The sequence below is a fragment of the Oscillatoria nigro-viridis PCC 7112 genome (assembly GCF_000317475.1).
GTDB classification, from domain to species: domain Bacteria; phylum Cyanobacteriota; class Cyanobacteriia; order Cyanobacteriales; family Microcoleaceae; genus Microcoleus; species Microcoleus nigroviridis.
In genome coordinates, this window is record NC_019730.1 from 114866 (window position 1) to 132286 (window position 17421).

Genomic DNA, 17421 nt, shown 5'->3' on the forward strand with positions numbered 1-17421 from the left:
GCTTCTAATTGTTCTAAAAAAAGTGGTTTTTGAGGCGTAGCTATCGCGTAGCAAATTATGGCATATTGTCAATCTTCAAACTTTGGCAAGGTCAACCAAAACCTCGCTCCTTTTCCCAATTCGCTATCAACGCCAATCTCTCCGCCGTGAGCCTCAACAATTTGCCTGCAAATATAAAGTCCCAATCCCAATCCTTGCCTTAAACTAACTCCAACTCCCCTCGTATAAGGCTCGAATAATCTTGCACATTGCTGAGGAGAAATTTCTGCCCCATTGTCTGCAACCGTACAGCGAACCATCTCACCTTCCTTTTTAGCTTCTACAGTCAAAATAAACCCAGACTGATTGTATTTAACAGCATTGTCGATCAGATTGCCAAACACCCGCCAGAGCTGCTGGGCATCAGCATTGACTAAAGGCAAATCGGCTGCAAAAAGCTGCTTAACCTTGACTCGATGCTGGTTGAGAATTGGTAATCTTTCAATAAGAATATTTTGGACTAAAGTGGGCAGCGACAGCGGCTTTATTGCTAAAGAAGCACTTTTCACATCAAACTGTTGTGTTGCTGTTAGTGACTCAATCAACTGGAGTTGGCGCGAACAACTTTGCACCATAACCTCCATAGTCCGCCTATCAATAGCAATGTTACTGCCAGCATCATTGAGGCGACTTCGCAGCAGCAGCGACATTCCTGATAGAGGCGATCGCAAATCGTGCGAAACAGCGTGCAACAGCATTCTTAAATTGGCTTCTGCTTGCTGTCTTTCTTGAATTTCCTGGCTTAGCTGAACATTTTGTGCAGCCAATTGCACGTTAGCGCAGCGAAGTTGCTGCTGCAAGCGCTGCATTTTAAGTTGGGCAGATACCCGCGCCAACACTTCAACAGGCTCAAAAGGTTTTATAATGTAGTCAGCACCGCCCGCCTCAAACCCTTTTACTTTGTCAAATACGTCATCTAAAGCGCTGATGAAAATTATAGGGATATCACAAGTAGCTTCAGATGCTTTAAGTTGACGGCAGACTTCATAACCATCCATACCGGGCATTTTTATGTCTAGCAAAATCAAGTCTGGCGCTTGCAACTCTACTGCTTTTAAAGCTCGCTGTCCACTAATCAACTTCCTGACTTTGTAACCGTTTTCAATTAGCAATTGAGAGAGTAGTTGAATGTTAGCGGGAATATCGTCAACAATCAAAATGTCAGCCAAAAATTGTTTAGTTTGCTCCATCATCTATCGCCACCAAAGGACAGAGTTTTGAGTTTTTTCCGAATATTGCCAACTGCTATTTTCCCAGCCGCGCTGTTCGCACCACCAGCATTAACAGGCGACTCAACATCAGCCACAGTCACGGGTTCTTCTGGATCGTTCGGATGTGGCAGCAATGCCCGAGCGAATCGAATCCGCTGATCCAGCTCTTCATCTATATTGAGCAGTTTACCCGTCTGCTGCTCTACTGACAAAGCTTTCGCCCGCCTTTCAAGCTGCGGTCTGATGCTGCTGTCCCACAGTTGTTCAGACTCTTTAGCTCGCTTTATGTCGCCGGGCCGCACCGGAATCTTGAGAGGGTAGGGAAATAAAGCTTCTGTCCCCGTTGCGTAGGCCGGTGAAGTGATGACGCACTTGCCTTGAGGAAACCTCAGAATTTCGTCAGGACTAATCAGCGGTTTCTTTTGCAACTGTTCGCTCCAGTTGACAGAACGGCTCGTTTGCTGCCCCGTCGAGCTGCCGGTCGAACGATTTTTTACCAGCACTTCCACTTCCCCGTAACGCTTAGAATATTTCTCGGCTGTCTCAAAATCGCCGGGGTTGAAGAGGACATGAGTTGACAGAGCACTGGCGATCGCAGCCCCTTTTTTATCCCCATAGAGATTATAGAGTTGATTGAGCGATTGAATGCCAACAATCGGCACGCCGCCAGCAGAACGATATTCGTTAGCCCACTGATCCATTCTGTCGAACTTGAGAGACGGAAACTCGTCTAAGCAGTACAAAAATGGGTCAGAACGTACCCGACTCAAATTAGACACCACACATAAGTGAATAGCAGCAGCTAACAGTGGCCCCACTACAGTGCGTCTTTGGTCATCTAATTTGAAAATAATGCACTTTTTGCCTTCTAAAGCAATTGGAATGGTGCTGCGACCAATAAATGCCCGCAACAAATCTTTTTGAATGAAACTGGAGTAGGTTGCCTCTGCGGTTGCCTTAATGCCCGCCACAGTTTTTTCAGCATCTTTTGAACTTAATAACTGCGAAAAACTAGACGCAATCCACCTGTCCATTTTGAGGGGATGACCGTCGGGTCGATGAACGGCGTGGTCGATGCGCTTGACCAAATCAGGCAGTTGAATAATTGCGTACACAAAAGCTAAATCCGGGTAAGGACTGCTTTTTGCCAACTGCACTAAACCCTTCGCCATCAACTCGCCTGCTTTCTCGAAAAACTCATTGCCTTTGCTCTCCCCCGGACTAGCATTTCGAGCAATAACTTGTCCAATTTCTGCTGCCATTACTGCATCTTGTGCATCTCTCATAAAATCCAGAGGATTGATAGTGCCGCTGTAAGCTTCCCCCGGTGCAAACACTTGCACATCGTAGCCGTAGCGCACTGCAAGGGGTGCAAGCAGTTTCATTTGGTCTCCTTTTTTGTCGTAAATAATGGCAGGAAAACCTTGCTGAAATGCACTTTCAACCATCCGGTCAATGACGCTGAATGTTTTGCCAGAACCCGGAGCACCAATGACTAAAGTTCCGCGTTCTGCGTGGGGAAACCAAACCGTCGGATTTGCACCTAATAGCGTTTGCAATCGAGCACTCAATCCCTGACAACCTTTAAACCAATAAGTCGGCGTACCGCTCCACAAAGTAACGGGCTGCCGTTTTTTTTCTTTCATTTGTTTGAGGGCAGAGCCTGTGGCTGCCAATTTTTCAGCCGTCCCGCACAGCCGCCCGGAGGTAATTTTACCTTTCCCGTTTCCAACTAATTTGGAAGCAATAAGTAAGCCTGCCATTAGCCCTAACATTGCCAGTCCCTCTGGCTTCATAAACTGACCCAACAACCCGCCAAAATCTATGCTAGTTAACGAACGTTTAGGAGCTTGAACTGCCATTGGTACCAAGGTAGCTTTGTTAATTTTAGGCAAAAATTGCAAATTGTTCATTTTTTTTAGCTCTTAAAAAAACTAAAGGATTCAGATAGCGGCTATCGCCTCAAGGGGGAGACCATGACAAAAATAGGTAAACAATGGTAAGAAGCAATAACGCGAAATCTCCAAGTAAGACAGTACAGAATTCTAGTGGAAACTCCAACACGCAAAAGAACAAGAGTGCTGATTATTACGAGATAGATCCGGAGCTATTCAACAGTGATTACAACCAAACTCGCAAGCCCTCTTTGCCCTATGGAATCGTGATTAACGATAACCCAGCAGGTATTTTGCTCCCGAACGACCAGCTTGTCAAAGCCGAGTGGCACGCAATGCCTAATCAAGAGGAATTGACAACGGTCGAACTAACCGAACAAGTGACGGGCTTACTGCTCCAAAAAGCGAGAATGTTGGTATTAGCTTTTGTGCCTGAGTACATCCGCTACAAAGATATTGAAGAAAATGGAGAATTAGCAGGTACTTTTATTGGGCTTTACGACGAATATCGCGATTCCCTCGATAAAAAGACGCAGGAAGTGTGTTCGGAACACGCTCTCATCTTTCTAAATCCCAAAAACCGACCCCTGCATCAAGTACCGATTGTCGTCCGCTTCAAGAATGTAGCCCTCTGGAGCTTTAAGAGCGCTAGAGAAGAATTTTACCGCAATTTGGAACGGGCATTTGCTGATTGCTTTGGGAGAGATTACAGCGGTAAAAATGACAAGTGGCGCTCTTTGGGAGTGTTGAATGTCGAGTTTAGAGCTCTTAAAGAAGGGGAAGGCAAAAATAAATCCTTTTGCTGCAAGACGCACAGCATTACTCAGCCAACAGATGCTAATTTTCACAAGCTATTTCTCGGTCAAAAAACACAAAAAAAATTGATTTGGGGACTGCACAATAGCATTGCTGGCTTCATTGAAGCTAGCGATGCCCAGTTGCCAGCTATAGCTGCTGGTGCGGAACCTGAAGTCCAGGCGTTGCCAGAAAGCGTAACTAACCGCAAAAATAGAGGTAAATTGTCACCCCCTCGCAAAATTGCACAAGTTGAAGGAGGAACAGACTCAGAATTAGAGGAGTTAGATGAATTTTCCGAGGCTGCTGAGGTTGAAGTTGAGGTTGATTCAGCAGAAGATTTTGACTTCGATGAACCCGCAGACTACTAAACACTAACTACTGAAAAGCTGGCTGTCAGCAAGTTGATAGGTAAGGCCGTCGTAGCAAAATTGAAGCTGGCGGCGGCCTTCTTTGGAAAGCTGATTCACTCCTAGACAAGGCAAACCCTCGTGTGAGGAACTGTCAGCCTTAAACAAAGGAGTTTTCTGCGGTTTATGGGGGTCGAGATAAGCTGCAAATACTTCTGTTGGCATTTGACTTGAATCATTAGGAATTAAGTAGCCAACATAAAGGCAGCCTTTTGTGCCGCACAGAGTGGAATTATTGAAATCATAAAGGTTCAGCCGTCCTACCGAGCCATTAACTTGCCACACTCGCATTCTCTTAATTGCTTCCGCCGCTGCACTTTGCCCAGCCGCTACTTTGAGTTCTGGAAGGCTGCTGTGTTCCTTTACGATTAGGGTTAAAGTTTCTTTTGGAGTGACTCGCAAAGCTTGTTGCCAAGAAGCTGGTGCGGTTGTTGCTGAACTAGAATTCGTGCAAGCAACTGTCCCCAATAATAGCGACAGGGCGGTAAAAACTGTCAAACCAATGCGAAACCAGTAACCAAGTTGATTTAACCAAACCGGGGGTTTTACAATCTTTTGGCTGCCTGCTGTTTTTTGCTTAACTCGATTTTGTTCAACCATTTGTTACTCCAATTATACAAAATAACAGAAAAAAAAGGACAATAAAGCGGAAGAAAAAGACACGAAAAGAGAGTTTTTTTTGCTTAAGTAAGCTGTTGTAGGTCTAAAGTTTACAGTCAATTTTAATGACTTCCTTATCGGAATATAAAACGACTATGCAATTTAGAGCGAGAACAACTTAGGAACAAGTCATATCAAATCCGTTGATATCGGAATTATTAATCTCTCTCTTTTCTTTCTCTGCGTCCTCTGCGTTCTCTGTGGTTTAATCATTCCGATGCCACCGGAATAGATGTCAGAACATAAATGCAATAAAATTAATGTTTCGGAATAGATATCAGAACAAAAACGTAAGAAAATTCATGTTTTCAGCACTTAAAAACGTCCTGTTAGCGAAAAAGTTGTTAGAATCCACTACGCTTGGGTTAGCCCTTTCAGACGAATTCCATTTCACGAATTTTTAGGATATACAGACTTGTGAAAGGAAGTTAGAGTGTTCTTACTTGAACCGTATTGTGTTAGAGTTCACGAGTGAACGCAGAGACACTATTTGTAAGGTGTTTGTAGGTGCTTTTCGGTGCATTTGGCCACAAATACTGTAAATTTTGCTGTCTTGCGTAAGTCCTATAGTTGTTAATACCTTGCATTTCCACTTCCCCTTTCCCTTTGTTCAATGGGAGAGTGCAGCCGTGCCAAGAGTAACTGCTATCCCCAAACCGATTAATATCAGAAAATTTTGCTGCTTTCGCTTGTGAAAAAGTCGAATTAAAAACCACATTCCCCCCAAAAAAGAGCTAATGAACAGCGCAACCTTAATACTCCAACTAGCATTTAAAGTAATGCCCGAGCCGACCGAGTTGCTGATGCCACTGCTGTCACCAGAATTAGCTTGGCAATTGTCGCTGGTATTGTGGTTATAAAGCTCTCGAACTTTTTCCCCGTACTGTTTGAGAGAGTAGCCACCTAAAATGTTGGAATAGCTGGCATCAATTTTACTGCCAGAACCCCCAAAGTGTTTCTGTGCTACTCGCTCAATTAAGCGATCGCCCTTGAACACCTGCCCAGTTTTAGGGTCAATTTCCTGTTGGCTGCTGACTAAGTTCTCAGCTAGAGAATTTTGCAAGAGTTTATCCTGAACAGCAGGAGGAAAATATTGGAAGAGTTCCTCTCTTGTAGGTTTTTGGCCTTTGTTGACGTTCAGGATAAAGTTAGTCCCCCCTGGAATTGAGCTGACAGCACGCTGCACGTCTTCCTGGTAACTCATCAACTGATAGCGACCGATCGCCCGCCCGCAGTTGCGAGATCCTTCGGTACAAACGATCTCGCCAATGGCTTCGTAGTCGCCACTGGCTGCATTTTCCAAATTGGCGATTCCTTCGGAAAGCTTTGCTAACGCCTCCCCTAATGAAGCTACATCCACACCGTTAACGTAAGTTGCGGGGCGCGCGCACTCTCGCTTGGATTCAGGTAGAGGCTGAGTTGGTAAAGGGTTTTCTTTAGTTTGATTTGAACTCAGCGGCTTTGAAGGTTTTGTTTCAGGTGCGACGCCTTTTGAACGCGAAATACTGTTAGAAGAACCACCCTCCAATCGACCGACAAACATAGGCGAATTAACGCTGTAACTGAGAAACGGAACCGGGCCAATAATGTAAGGCGATTTACCGCAGGGCAAATTAAACCTGAAGTACAGAGCCGTGTCAACAGTATCGCTGGTTTCTGACGGTTCCATTACCACTACTTTAAACACTTCCCCAAAAGGATGCCGGCCCGTCGGTTCCCAACCGCTCAAACAGCCAGAACCGCCTCGTACTTCCTGATATTTGCCGCTAATCCACTGCTTGCCTTCTAGCGGCCCTGTGGCGCGGCGACCGACGTTTTCCATGTCGTCGAGTTCGATATAAGCGCAATCTTTTTCGCAGGCTACCGCAAATCCTTCTACATCAGAACCGGAAATTGTATTAGAGCGTTTGCTTTCGTACCGACTGTAAATCATGTCAATTCGCATGATTGTGCTGCCAATAGACGCAATAGGAACCGGAAAATTAGAAAGGGGGACTTGACTCAGCAGCGGAATATTGCTGATGAGTTCCTCTGACCAGCCAGAGAACTGTTCTAAATTTACGCTATTAAGATTGGGAATTTGGGCGAGCGCAAACTCAGATAGGTCAATTTGGTTAAGTTTGGCCTGCGCTAGTTGCGGTACTTGTTTTACAGCTTGACCAATTGGTAATTGGTTGATGTTAGGGTTCACTCCGGCTATTTGAGAAGATAAAGAAGCAATTGGAGGAACATCGCTCAATTGAAATTGACCCAGATTCGGAACAATTTCAGCCAAGCGACCGACAGTTTGCTTACCAGCTAAGGGAAATGCGGACAAGCTGATATTCTCTAAATTGATATCCCCTAGTGCCAATTGTTCAATTGCTTGCAAAGACAGAATTTCAGGTTTTACGTCGTTAATGTCCCCCAGCTTCAAGATGTTGTCAACAGAAGTGCCGGCTTGCCAGCTTCGACCGCCAGAACTTCCAGAACTAGCAACCGCGGGTAGGGAACTAAAGGTAATCTGGCTCCAATCTGGCAGCAAAACTCTAGATTGTTTTTTTTCCCAAATTTTAGTAGGTAAGGGACTGGCGCTAGCAATTAATGGAAAGCTTAAGAAAGTAATGCAGATGAAAGCAAAAATTAGGCAGAGTGTACTGGCAGCTATTAAAGCCGAGCCTACCTGGCTTATTTTTTTTAACTGCTTTGGACTGTTCATGGGAATCCTATTGATGTTAACTAAAATTAGGCAAAAAAAACTGCTCTATTCTTTCTAATTTGGAAAAACTTTAAACGGTTTTTAAAACATTACGAAAAATAGAACAGTATTGCAGAAATTACCCATCAGCTAAATCTCCCTCTCCCCCTCTCCCCTCTCTCCCTCTCTTCCTCTACCTCTCTCCCTCTCCATTTTAGGAATTACCCAAAAACCCGGTCTTCCTATGTAATTCCGTCATTTTAGGTTGAACATGAGAACGAGAAACTGGGTTTTTTAGGTTGATGCGTCCTGGACTGCATTTCTCCATCTTCGCTTTTTTCTTTAATCAATCTCCAGCTCAAGCTGTGGATTCGGGCGGACTGTTGAATCTGTCCAAGGAGTATCTGCTAAGTTTGACAAGTCATACACATTTTCTTGGTAAGCGTCGTCAAAATTACCTTGACGAACTTCCCTTGATGACGAGTAACCGACAGTTAGATCGGGTTCCGATTCGTAACCGGAGTTGTTATATCCAGAATTAGGTTCAACTGATGGAGTGTGCATGGTTTTTATGAGTTTATGTGGTGAACAATTCCAATTTAAATCGCATCGAGTTCCTGCAACTTCATTCCTATGAGCGATTTTGTTTACTAAAAATTACCCCCTCTAAATGGAGGGGGCAGCTTTATGAAGGTTGCCTAACGGCTCTCAGCACTGGGCTCTTCTACGAAGTCGAGAAAAATGTCTTTTAAGAAAGTGACAAAGTGCGATCGCGCACCCTTATTCTCTGATTTGTCAGTAATCGCGGTGTAAGAAACCGAATTCTAACCCGAGAGCGCGTTTCATCTAATAAAATTAATGCCCCTGATTCAATCTCTGACTCAAATTTATGCAACACTTCCACAACCAAACTCTCTATATTGGCAGGCACTACGTCTTGAATACGCACTTGAATTACAACGAGTTAGCCGCGACTGAAAATGTCTTCTATGTCCCGTGAACCATGCAGAACACGAATTACATCTATTCCATTTTCAATTTCCCGATAGAACACCACATAGTTACCAATCGGAAAGCTGTGCAACCCAGCTAACAGTTCCTCACGCCTTCTGCCCAATCCTGGATTACGTGCCAAGGTTTGCAGTTTTCCTTCAACGCGATCTAAAAACTCGTCAGCCCGATCTAAGGGTGCATCTCACTTTGGCGAATATGTCACCAAAGGGTTAAAATGGAAAAGCTAGTAAAATTGCCCAAAAATATGAGGTAAAGAAAATGACACCCTCAGACCAAGAACAGCTAAAAGTCTACTTAAAAGCGGCAGCAGAAATTCTTTACAGAAATACAGCTCCAAGCGAGTTAGAAAGCTTTGATAGCATAGAAAAGTCTCTCCGTCAGAAAATGCTAGAAGAAGTGGGACCAGAACTAGGTAACTTTTTTTTTCAGCAGTATCAGGAATTCAAACAGGAAAACCCAGAAAAATAAAATCAATAGTCGGTTCGCTCGAAATTACCGACAATCAAGCGAAATATTTTGGATTGAAAGCGTATAGTCAATTCAGTCCAATGATGGAAAAATGCTGTCTTTTAATTAGTGCCAACGAATCTTATCAAATGGCAGAAAAAGATTTAGAGATTTTCACCGGAATCAAAGTCTCTCATAGTACATTACAAAGATTAGTCAAACGACAAGAATTTGAATTACCTACATCTAAACAAGGAGTTCAAGAAATTACATTAGATGGCGGGAAAGTCAGGCTACGCAACGACACCAAAGGCGAGGGTTGTTACTGGAAAGACTATAAAGCCATTTGTTTAGATAATGTTTATTCGGGAGCATCTTTTCAAAATAATCAAAATTTAATTGATTGGACTAATAGCCAAAAATTGCGACATCCTATGTATTGCCTAGGAGACGGTCATGCGGGAATTTGGAAAATATTTCAAGAAATAGGAGATACTGAACAAAGACAAGAAATCTTAGATTGGTATCATCTGAAAGAAAATCTTTACAAGGTAGGAGGTTCGCTAAAACGTTTGAAATTAGCAGAAAATATGTTGTGGCAAGGTAAAATAGATGAAGTTATCAATCTATTTAAAGAGATGAAAAAACAAGCATTTAAAACATTTTGTAATTATTTAGAGACTCATCGCTGCCGAATAGTCAACTACCAATACTATAAAGAAGAATCCATAAGTTCGATAGGTTCTGGAACAGTTGAATCAATCATTAAACGAATTGGGTTTAGGGTAAAAATATCAGGAGCGCAATGGAAGATTGAGAGCGTTCCCTCTATCCTTTCTCTTCGCTGTGCTTATCTCAACGGTCAACTTTCAATTTGATGTATTTGCCAAAGTGAGATGCACCCCGATCTAAACTATCATCAGCGATGTAGTCCCAAATATCTAGCAAATCCAGTTCAGCACGCGGGCGTTTAACGATCGTGGCCATTACTGCGGTTTCCTCCGCCGACGCTGCCGCGCTTTTGCCTTGATTGCTGGCATATCCAAGGGAGTTGCCTCACCGCTGTCTAGCCCTACCTGAATTTCCTGCCGCAATTCCTGCAAGCGAGTTTGCTGGAATTGTTCCCGTTCTTTCAACAGGCGCAACCCTTCACGGATTACCTCGCTAGCAGAATAATACAGTCCGCTTGAGACTTTCTCCTGGACATACTGCTCTAACTCTGGTGTCAAAGACACGTTCATGCCTGAGTCCTCCTGTAATTTGGGCTATTCCATTTTCGCCTTAATAACAGGGAATAGCAATCGTTGTTATTATTGTACTAAAAAACTCGCTCTTGTGTACAAGCGAGTTGAGCAATTTCTCAAGTAACTCTCGCGATCGATCGAAATGAACCAATAGACATCTCCAAAAATGAATCTGAAACCCTTATCCTGCTTAGACTTATCTGTAATTTATGGAGATGTATAATCAGGCCCCAAGTGGGTTTCCAACTAATCAGAATCTACAAGGATTACCTACAGTTGACCTGGAGAGAGCGATCGTACCCAACATTTTGAGCAAGTTCATTTTTCCAACCGCGATCGCGCTCACATCGCTGAAAACTTTTGGCTATTATGCAATGAAACTGCTAACTGCACAAGACATCCTCCAGCGTTACTCAGAATACCGGAAATATTCCGCATTTTTTAAGTGTTCAATAACTCCAAGCAAATCACTTGGTTTGGTGCGAGAACACCTCCGACTTTTATTACTTGCAGCTCTCCGGTTTCGTGGGAATATTGTCCTTTAACTTGGGCAATTGCTGCATCTAAACTAGATGCCTGAGCAATATACACCTTCTCAAGAGCACTTAGTACCCAAATAGGTTTGGGCCACTTATGTCGAGGTTGGAGAATTGAATAGTGAATCACTTGACCAGTGTACTGAACAATTTGCTCGATCGCAGTTTCCGAACAAAACTCCCCCAATTCTGACTCAATACATTGTTTGAGTTCTTTCGCAGGAATTTGCTCAAAAACTGATTCTAAGAGCATTAATGTCGGTCTTGTCTGCTCTAATTGAGTGTGTTCCTGCACGACTAATGACTCTACGAAACGACTCACCTGGTTAATGATTGAGTCAAAATCTAGCTCCATCAATAAATGACGTGACATTCTCCTACACCCACTGCGTACAGTATGGTGCAGGCTTCTCAGCGACTCCAGCTATTGCTTCGGACATTAACTGAGCTTTAAAGACGGGATGACCCACCGCCCTATTTTTAATCACGATAGCTGCATTATGGTCGCGGTCAAGACTGCATCCACAATTCGGACAGTCGTGCCATCTTTCATGCAGCTTTTTTGGTACTTTTTCACCACAACTAGAACAATCTTGTGAAGTATTGTAGGCACTTACTGGAATCACCAACAAACCAGCATTTACGGCTTTGTTTGTCAGTATCGACAGAAACCTTGACCACCCAGCATCCAACACAGATTTAGCTAGCTTTGTACGAGCAAGTCCCTTAACATTCAAGTCTTCAACTGCAACAACATCATATTTCTTCAAAAGATCGTTGGCAGTTTTGAAATGAAAGTCTTTACGTTTGTCCGCTACTTTCTTGTGACACTTCCCCAGTTGCTTAACTGCTTTTTGCCTGCGGTTACTGCCTTTTTTGCGACGTGAGACTCGCTTCTGAATGGTTCGCAGGCGTTTTTGAGCTTTGCGGTAATGTTGAGGAATTGCCACAGTCTCGTTTTCTGAGGTTGTCAAAAAATCTTTCAGCCCTACATCAATTCCAACAATCTTTTGAGGATTGAAATCGGGTTTTATTTCAGGGACTGTTGAATCTTCTAAGCTGAGAGTCACATAGTAACCATCAGCTTTTTTGGTGATAGAGACAGTTTTGATTTTTAAGCCAGCAGGTATTGAACGGTGTAAAATAACTTTAACTTTTCCGAGCATCGGCAAGTTGATTAAGTTATTTTGTAGACAGCCGTCTTTAACTTGAGGATAAGTAAACGTGCGGTAACGACTACGTGGTTTAAATCTTGGTCTACCGCTACGTTTTCCGCTGCTATCACCTTTTAAAAAACGCTCGAAAGTTACTTTAACTCGTTTAACTACATCTTGGAGGACTTGAGAGTAAATCCCGGCATACCAAGGATGAGTTTTTTTGAGGTGAGGTAACGTCTTTTTCTGACTGTAGTAATCTGGATTATCTCGCAGTTCAGGCAAGTAGCAAACTAGCGGACACGCATTGATGGAGGAGCGGTTTTGTTCGTACCAGTTGAATCGATCTGCCAACAAATAGTTGTACTGTGCACACAACATTGACAACCATCTGTCAATCTCAGTGGCTTGCAACTTTGTTGGACGTAATCGATACTGGTAAGAAGTTCTCATTGCTGCGGGGCCAATATTAAATTGCAGTCGCTACTTATCAATTAGTGTTACTGTACTTGCATACGTTACTTGCTGTCAAGTTTATGAGTGAATATTTTATTCATAGAATCAGAGAGGTTTCTATCCTCAAATGTTAATTTTTATTACCAAACTTCGACTGGCGACATAATTATGAAATGATCAAAAAAGTGTATTGAAGGACAAAATAGACCCCTCGAATAAAGAGTTTGTTTATCTCGTCATCCACCCGCCCACCGCTCAAAACATAGTTTTGAATTGGTTGACGGGTGGAATCCTCGCCTCACCGCGCCTTTCATCCCACACTATATCGCTTCGATTAGTGTGGGGATTCCCGTCTGTTTAGCTAAATACTCCCTTAACAAATTTCTTAGCTTTTCATCAGAGATATTGATACCGCAGGTTTTTAGATAAACTGAAGGTTTATTACCCAAATTCCGACCGCAGCCAACTTCTTCATTAGCTGCATCTTCTGCTTCTATCAGTTCCATCAAGCGCGGATAAGCTGTTAGTCATTTAAATTTATTGCCTTAACCCCTTGCAGTATGGGGTCTGGCCCACAAATAGTGCAGTTTGAATGTCGAACAGCTTAACTGGTTGTATCATCTATTGTGGATTGGGGCTGGGAGGGAATTGAATTACTCATAAAAAAGCTCGGTAAGTGGGAAAGTCAGTTACATTATAGTCATAATTTTTAAATTTAAATTCAAACAATATTTTCCCATCCACCTCTCTGTTAAATTTTTTTTAAAATCTAATCCTTCCGAATTAAAGTCGCACTTAACAGTGCTGCATCGGTGAAGTTCATACATCTGAGTTCACCGTTATGAAAAAACTCCTCGCTATCGCTCTAACAAGCCTTTTTGCTCTTAATGACAACAGACGCTAACGCAGCCGTTTGTAAAAAGATTACAGATAGCAAACCAGGCTGCGACTTTTTAGGCGGCCCTGGGGATAGCCTAAACAACTGTTGCCGACTCTAAAGTTGGCAACTATTTTAAATCCAAACCAGGCAACCACTGGTTTTTTTTAGACCAACCGCCATCCTTTATGTCTCTTGCCTTATTCCTAAAGTTCAGGACTTAAATTGATTTACCAAAAACTGACTTAAGTAGTCAAACAAAATTAATTACACAAACAACTAATATGATATAATAAAAAATATCAAGTTGTGTTCAAAGAGGTTTTATATGTTTTTCCTTCGAGATATTAATCCACTTTCCTTGAAATTGCTAAACCGAATTTATCGCGAAAGCAGACATCATCAAGTGCGCCTAGCAAGCACAGTTTTTAATTTTGGCTTCACAAAATATCAAAAATGAAAATTTAATGAAAATCTTTAAAATTAGTTATAAGACCATGTATAACTGGTTGAATCGATGGGAAGATGAGGGAATGCTCGGATTATATAATAAACCAGGTAGAGGCAGAAAAGAAACATTTAATTCCGCACAATCAGATCAAATTAGAGACTGGGTAAAATTGCAACCAAAACAATTAAAGCAAGTAGTACAAAAAATCAAAGAAGAATGGTCTATTAATATAAGTACGGAAACAATTAAGAGAATAAAAAAAAAGGATGAGTTGGCATAGGATGCGTCGAGGTGTTGGCGGCAAGCCAGACCCCATAGAATACAAGGAAAAAAAAGAAAAACTGTCAGAATTAAAACACTTAGAATCTGAGGGAAAAATTGATTTATACTATTTGGATGAATCCGGATTTTGTGGCATTCCTTGTGTCCCTTATGGATGGCAAGATATTGGTGAATATTTGTCAATTGATAGTCGTAGAACTAAGCGTTTAAATGTCTTGGGAATCATGAATCGGCAAAACACTCTTCATGCTTATGTTTCAGAGCAGACTATTAATTCTGATGTAATCATAGCCTGCATAGATACTTTCTTTGCTGTGGTGGAGCGGCCAACAGTTATTGTAGTATATCGACGCTTCTATTCATACTAGCAATGCCATTTTCGAGAAAATTGAAGAATGGAAAGAACGCGGTTTAACTATATTTGAATTGCCTACTTATTCACCTGAATTAAATTTAATAGAGATTTTGTGGCGGTTTATCAAATATCACTGGCTCGAAATAGATGCCTACTCTAGCTGGCCATCTCTTGTTTCATCTGTAGAAAGAATTCTTAAAGAATTTGGAGATAATTATGTAATTAATTTTGCTTAACTACTTATAACTCAATACGCTTGGGTTAGCGCTTTCAGACGAATTTCATTTCACGGATTTTTGGGAATTCCAGATTTGTGAAAGGAAGTCAAATTATTCTGAACCCAAGCGTATTGACTTAAAACTCGTATACTTCCCAAATACAACCCATCATCCTCAAGCTATTTAATGTCGAAGACCTCCTTACAAATAGTAATATTTTGTGCATTAGGGACAGATTGATATTCTTTCACTTTTTTATAAACGGAACTAATTATGAAACCTAATCCACTAAAAGAGCAGAAACAATCAACCGCTATCCCAACTGTTTTGAGTCCAGACAAACTTAAAATAGCTCAGTTGCAAGTTACACTTAAAACTCCTTATCAACTGATCGATACTGCTTTCAATCTTGAAACAGCCCTTCAACCATTCCAACAAGCCAAAATCATCGGTATAGACTGCGAAACAACAGGGCTTGACCCCTACAAAGCCAAAATTAGATTGTTACAACTTGCCATTCCTGACCATCCAGTAATCATTGTAGATTTATGGGCAATTGAACCGAGTTCTCTCGAACCATTACGCTTGCTCTTAGCGAGTCCTGCACTGAAGGTAGGTCACAACCTCAAATTTGAATGGCAAATGCTCGCTTTTGCCGGACTGGAACCATCCAAACCCTTTTTCGATACCTATTTGGCTTACCGAGTGCTGACGGCTGGACTAAAACGGCATCTGTCCCTAGAGTCTGTTACTGAGAATTTGTTGAAAGTAAAGCTAGACAAAACGCAGCAAGTTAGCAATTGGTCGGGAAACTTAACACTCGCTCAACTGCAATATGCTGCTACCGATGCTGCAATCTTACTCCCGCTGGCTGCTGCTCTGCAACAAAAACTGAAAGCTTCTAAGCTTTGGAAAACTGCTTTACTAGAGTTTGCTTGTCTGCCTGCGGTGGCTTCTATGGAACTCAACGGAATGCTTTTAGATAGAGAACAGTGGAAAGTTTTGGGACTCAAGCTCTGTTATCAACGCGACTCTCTTTTAAAACAAATTAATTCACAACTCCATCGACCTAACCCTAATCAACAAATCTCTCTGCTGCCAGAATTTACGGATACAATTAATCCTCGCTCTCCCAAACAAGTCTTAGCAGCTTTGCAAGAAAAAGGTATTCCTGTTACTTCCACTAGCTCTCAACATTTAATTCCTTTGCAAGGCGAGTATCCCGTTATTCAAGCACTGTTAGAATACCGCAGTTTATCGGCTCGTATCGATACTTTTACTCTGGGTTTACCTGAACGCATTCACCCGATTACAGCGCGCATTCATCCCAATTGGTTTCAGATTGGTGCTAGATCGGGACGGTTTAGTTGTCGAGAGCCAAATTTAACGAATATCCCCAGAGACAAGGAAACCCGACAGTGTTTTAAAGCTGCACCTGGTTACGTCCTGCTCAAAGCCGATTACAGCCAGATTGAACTGCGGATCATGGCGAAGGTTTCGGGCGATCGCACGATGGTGAAAGCCTACTCTCAAGGGGAAGATTTGCACTCTCTGACCGCTTCTTTGGTGCTGGCAAAACCCTTATCGGAAATTACTCTCGAAGACAGACAGCTCGGTAAAATTATTAACTTCGGTTTAATTTATGGCATGGGAGCACAGAAATTTAAGAATATGGCTCAAGCAGAGCATGGAGTCACTTTAACGCTGCAACAAGCTTCACACTTTCGTAAGAAGTTCTTTGAATCCTATACAGGTATCAAACAATTTCACAGCAAAGTTCAGAGCGCCTGGAGCCGAGGTATTCGAGAGAGTCGCACAGTCTTAGGCAGAAGGAGATTATGGTCAAAAGATACTAAGCCGCTGCTTAATGAAATGCTAAATAACCCAATTCAAGGGATGAGTGCTGACATTACTAAACTCGCTCTTGCTCTACTTTTTATGCCTCTGAGTAGCACTGGTGGTAAACTAATTTGTGTCGTTCACGATGAAATTTTAATAGAGTGTCCTCTTGAAGAAGTGAGGCCAGTTAAAGCCTTGCTTAAAAAATGTATGGTGAGAGCCGGGAATAAATTTCTATCTCCGATTCCTTGCGAGGTAGAAATTAAGGTGATGGAAAGTTGGGGAGGGTAAGAGATTAACGGGGAAAGATTGGGAGTGGGGAGGGGAGAAACGGCACCCCAGGCATTGCTGTGAAAATTCCACTTCCTGACCACTCCCCATTCCCCTAACAGTCACCGCATAATTCCGCGCCCAACCTCCCACCCCTAAACAACGATTGTTGAGGTGCAAGTGAACAGTTGATTTCAAAACATAATGAATGTAATTCTCACTGTTAGTAACCAAGCCGCAAATATGGTTGGTAAATTATCAAAATGCGCTATTGCCATGCTGCACCAAGCTGAATACAACAAGCCTAAATCATTATCAAGACTATGATACAATTATATGCAATACTTGATTATGATCATAAAAAAATGGGCGTTGCATAATAGTGATATGAATTGAGGTTAAATCTAATGAAATGTCCTGAATGTGGCTCCAGCCATATCCGTAAAAATGGCAAGATGAGAGGGAAGCAAAATCATATTGGTGTCGATTGTCATCGTCAGTTTATTGATGTTTACACAATCGGTTCTACCGAACTTAGTATGTAGGGCTTACTGAATAAGTTAGGAAAAATCGCGATCGCAATTAATGGGC

General features: G+C 42.3%; 13 protein-coding genes and 3 pseudogenes. 5 read left to right on the forward strand and 11 right to left on the reverse strand.

Annotation, left to right across the window (positions count from 1 at the left end; translation table 11 throughout):
* Positions 1 to 68: 68 nt before the first annotated feature.
* Together OSC7112_RS32570 and OSC7112_RS32575 are read right to left on the reverse strand one after the other, a co-directional pair.
* Positions 69 to 1232 (reverse strand): hybrid sensor histidine kinase/response regulator, encoded by a 1164-nt coding sequence (locus OSC7112_RS32570; RefSeq protein WP_015179686.1) that lies wholly within the window; start codon positions 1230 to 1232, stop codon positions 69 to 71.
* Positions 1229 to 3163 (reverse strand): type IV secretory system conjugative DNA transfer family protein, encoded by a 1935-nt coding sequence (locus tag OSC7112_RS32575; RefSeq protein WP_015179687.1) that lies wholly within the window; start codon positions 3161 to 3163, stop codon positions 1229 to 1231. Before OSC7112_RS32575 ends, OSC7112_RS32570 begins: the two co-directional genes overlap by 4 nt.
* 83 nt (positions 3164 to 3246) lie before the next feature.
* Here OSC7112_RS32575 and OSC7112_RS32580 point away from each other — a divergent pair, with 83 nt between their 5' ends.
* Positions 3247 to 4311 (forward strand): DUF5895 domain-containing protein, encoded by a 1065-nt coding sequence (locus OSC7112_RS32580; RefSeq protein ID WP_015179688.1) that lies wholly within the window; start codon positions 3247 to 3249, stop codon positions 4309 to 4311.
* A gap of 3 nt (positions 4312 to 4314) precedes the next feature.
* Here the strand turns inward: OSC7112_RS32580 and OSC7112_RS32585 are convergent, their stop codons facing one another.
* From OSC7112_RS32585 to OSC7112_RS42525, 4 genes and pseudogenes are all read right to left on the reverse strand, one after another.
* Entirely contained in the window at positions 4315 to 4950 is a 636-nt protein-coding gene (locus OSC7112_RS32585) for a hypothetical protein (protein WP_015179689.1), read from the reverse strand.
* A gap of 670 nt (positions 4951 to 5620) precedes the next feature.
* Positions 5621 to 7708, reverse strand: a complete 2088-nt coding sequence (locus OSC7112_RS32590) for a hypothetical protein (RefSeq protein ID WP_015179690.1) — start codon at positions 7706 to 7708, stop codon at positions 5621 to 5623.
* 321 nt (positions 7709 to 8029) lie between these two features.
* Positions 8030 to 8251 carry a hypothetical protein gene (locus tag OSC7112_RS32595; RefSeq protein WP_015179691.1) on the reverse strand — a complete coding sequence of 74 codons (222 nt, stop codon included), beginning with the start codon at positions 8249 to 8251 and terminating at the stop codon, positions 8030 to 8032.
* Between the two features lie 400 nt (positions 8252 to 8651).
* Positions 8652 to 8861 (reverse strand): annotated as a pseudogene (locus OSC7112_RS42525) (type II toxin-antitoxin system RelE/ParE family toxin); the annotation flags it as partial.
* Positions 8862 to 8959: 98 nt separating this feature from the next.
* Here OSC7112_RS42525 and OSC7112_RS32605 point away from each other — a divergent pair.
* Positions 8960 to 10026, forward strand: a protein-coding gene (locus OSC7112_RS32605) for an ISKra4-like element ISOni2 family transposase (protein ID WP_150111564.1) whose coding sequence is annotated in 2 segments (ribosomal slippage) — positions 8960 to 9128 and positions 9128 to 10026 — 1068 coding nt in all. Because the reading frame shifts where the segments join, the coding sequence is not laid out codon by codon here.
* Here OSC7112_RS32605 and OSC7112_RS42060 read toward each other — a convergent pair.
* From OSC7112_RS42060 to OSC7112_RS32625, 5 genes are all read right to left on the reverse strand, one after another.
* Positions 10004 to 10135, reverse strand: coding sequence for a hypothetical protein (locus OSC7112_RS42060; protein ID WP_015179692.1), 132 nt, complete (start codon positions 10133 to 10135; stop codon positions 10004 to 10006). The genes OSC7112_RS32605 and OSC7112_RS42060 overlap by 23 nt on opposite strands.
* The gene (locus OSC7112_RS32610) at positions 10135 to 10389 is read right to left on the reverse strand and encodes a type II toxin-antitoxin system ParD family antitoxin (RefSeq protein ID WP_015179693.1); all 255 of its coding nucleotides are present in this window, start codon (positions 10387 to 10389) and stop codon (positions 10135 to 10137) included. The genes OSC7112_RS42060 and OSC7112_RS32610 overlap by 1 nt, the downstream gene beginning before the upstream one ends.
* Positions 10390 to 10833: 444 nt before the next feature.
* The gene (locus OSC7112_RS32615) at positions 10834 to 11301 is read right to left on the reverse strand and encodes a hypothetical protein (RefSeq protein ID WP_015179695.1); all 468 of its coding nucleotides are present in this window, start codon (positions 11299 to 11301) and stop codon (positions 10834 to 10836) included.
* Between the two features lie 4 nt (positions 11302 to 11305).
* Complete coding sequence (locus tag OSC7112_RS32620) at positions 11306 to 12535, reverse strand: RNA-guided endonuclease InsQ/TnpB family protein (RefSeq protein ID WP_015179696.1); 1230 nt, start codon at positions 12533 to 12535, stop codon at positions 11306 to 11308.
* A 323-nt stretch (positions 12536 to 12858) separates the two neighbouring features.
* Positions 12859 to 13044 carry a hypothetical protein gene (locus tag OSC7112_RS32625; RefSeq protein ID WP_015179697.1) on the reverse strand — a complete coding sequence of 62 codons (186 nt, stop codon included), beginning with the start codon at positions 13042 to 13044 and terminating at the stop codon, positions 12859 to 12861.
* Between the two features lie 699 nt (positions 13045 to 13743).
* Between OSC7112_RS32625 and OSC7112_RS37525 the strand changes: the two are divergent.
* The 3 genes and pseudogenes from OSC7112_RS37525 to OSC7112_RS38965 all read left to right on the forward strand — a co-directional run.
* A pseudogene (locus OSC7112_RS37525) lies at positions 13744 to 14739 on the forward strand (IS630 family transposase).
* Between the two features lie 255 nt (positions 14740 to 14994).
* Entirely contained in the window at positions 14995 to 16851 is a 1857-nt protein-coding gene (locus OSC7112_RS32635) for a bifunctional 3'-5' exonuclease/DNA polymerase (RefSeq protein WP_015179698.1), read from the forward strand.
* A gap of 386 nt (positions 16852 to 17237) precedes the next feature.
* A pseudogene (locus OSC7112_RS38965) lies at positions 17238 to 17348 on the forward strand (IS1/IS1595 family N-terminal zinc-binding domain-containing protein); the annotation flags it as partial.
* Positions 17349 to 17421 lie beyond the last annotated feature (73 nt).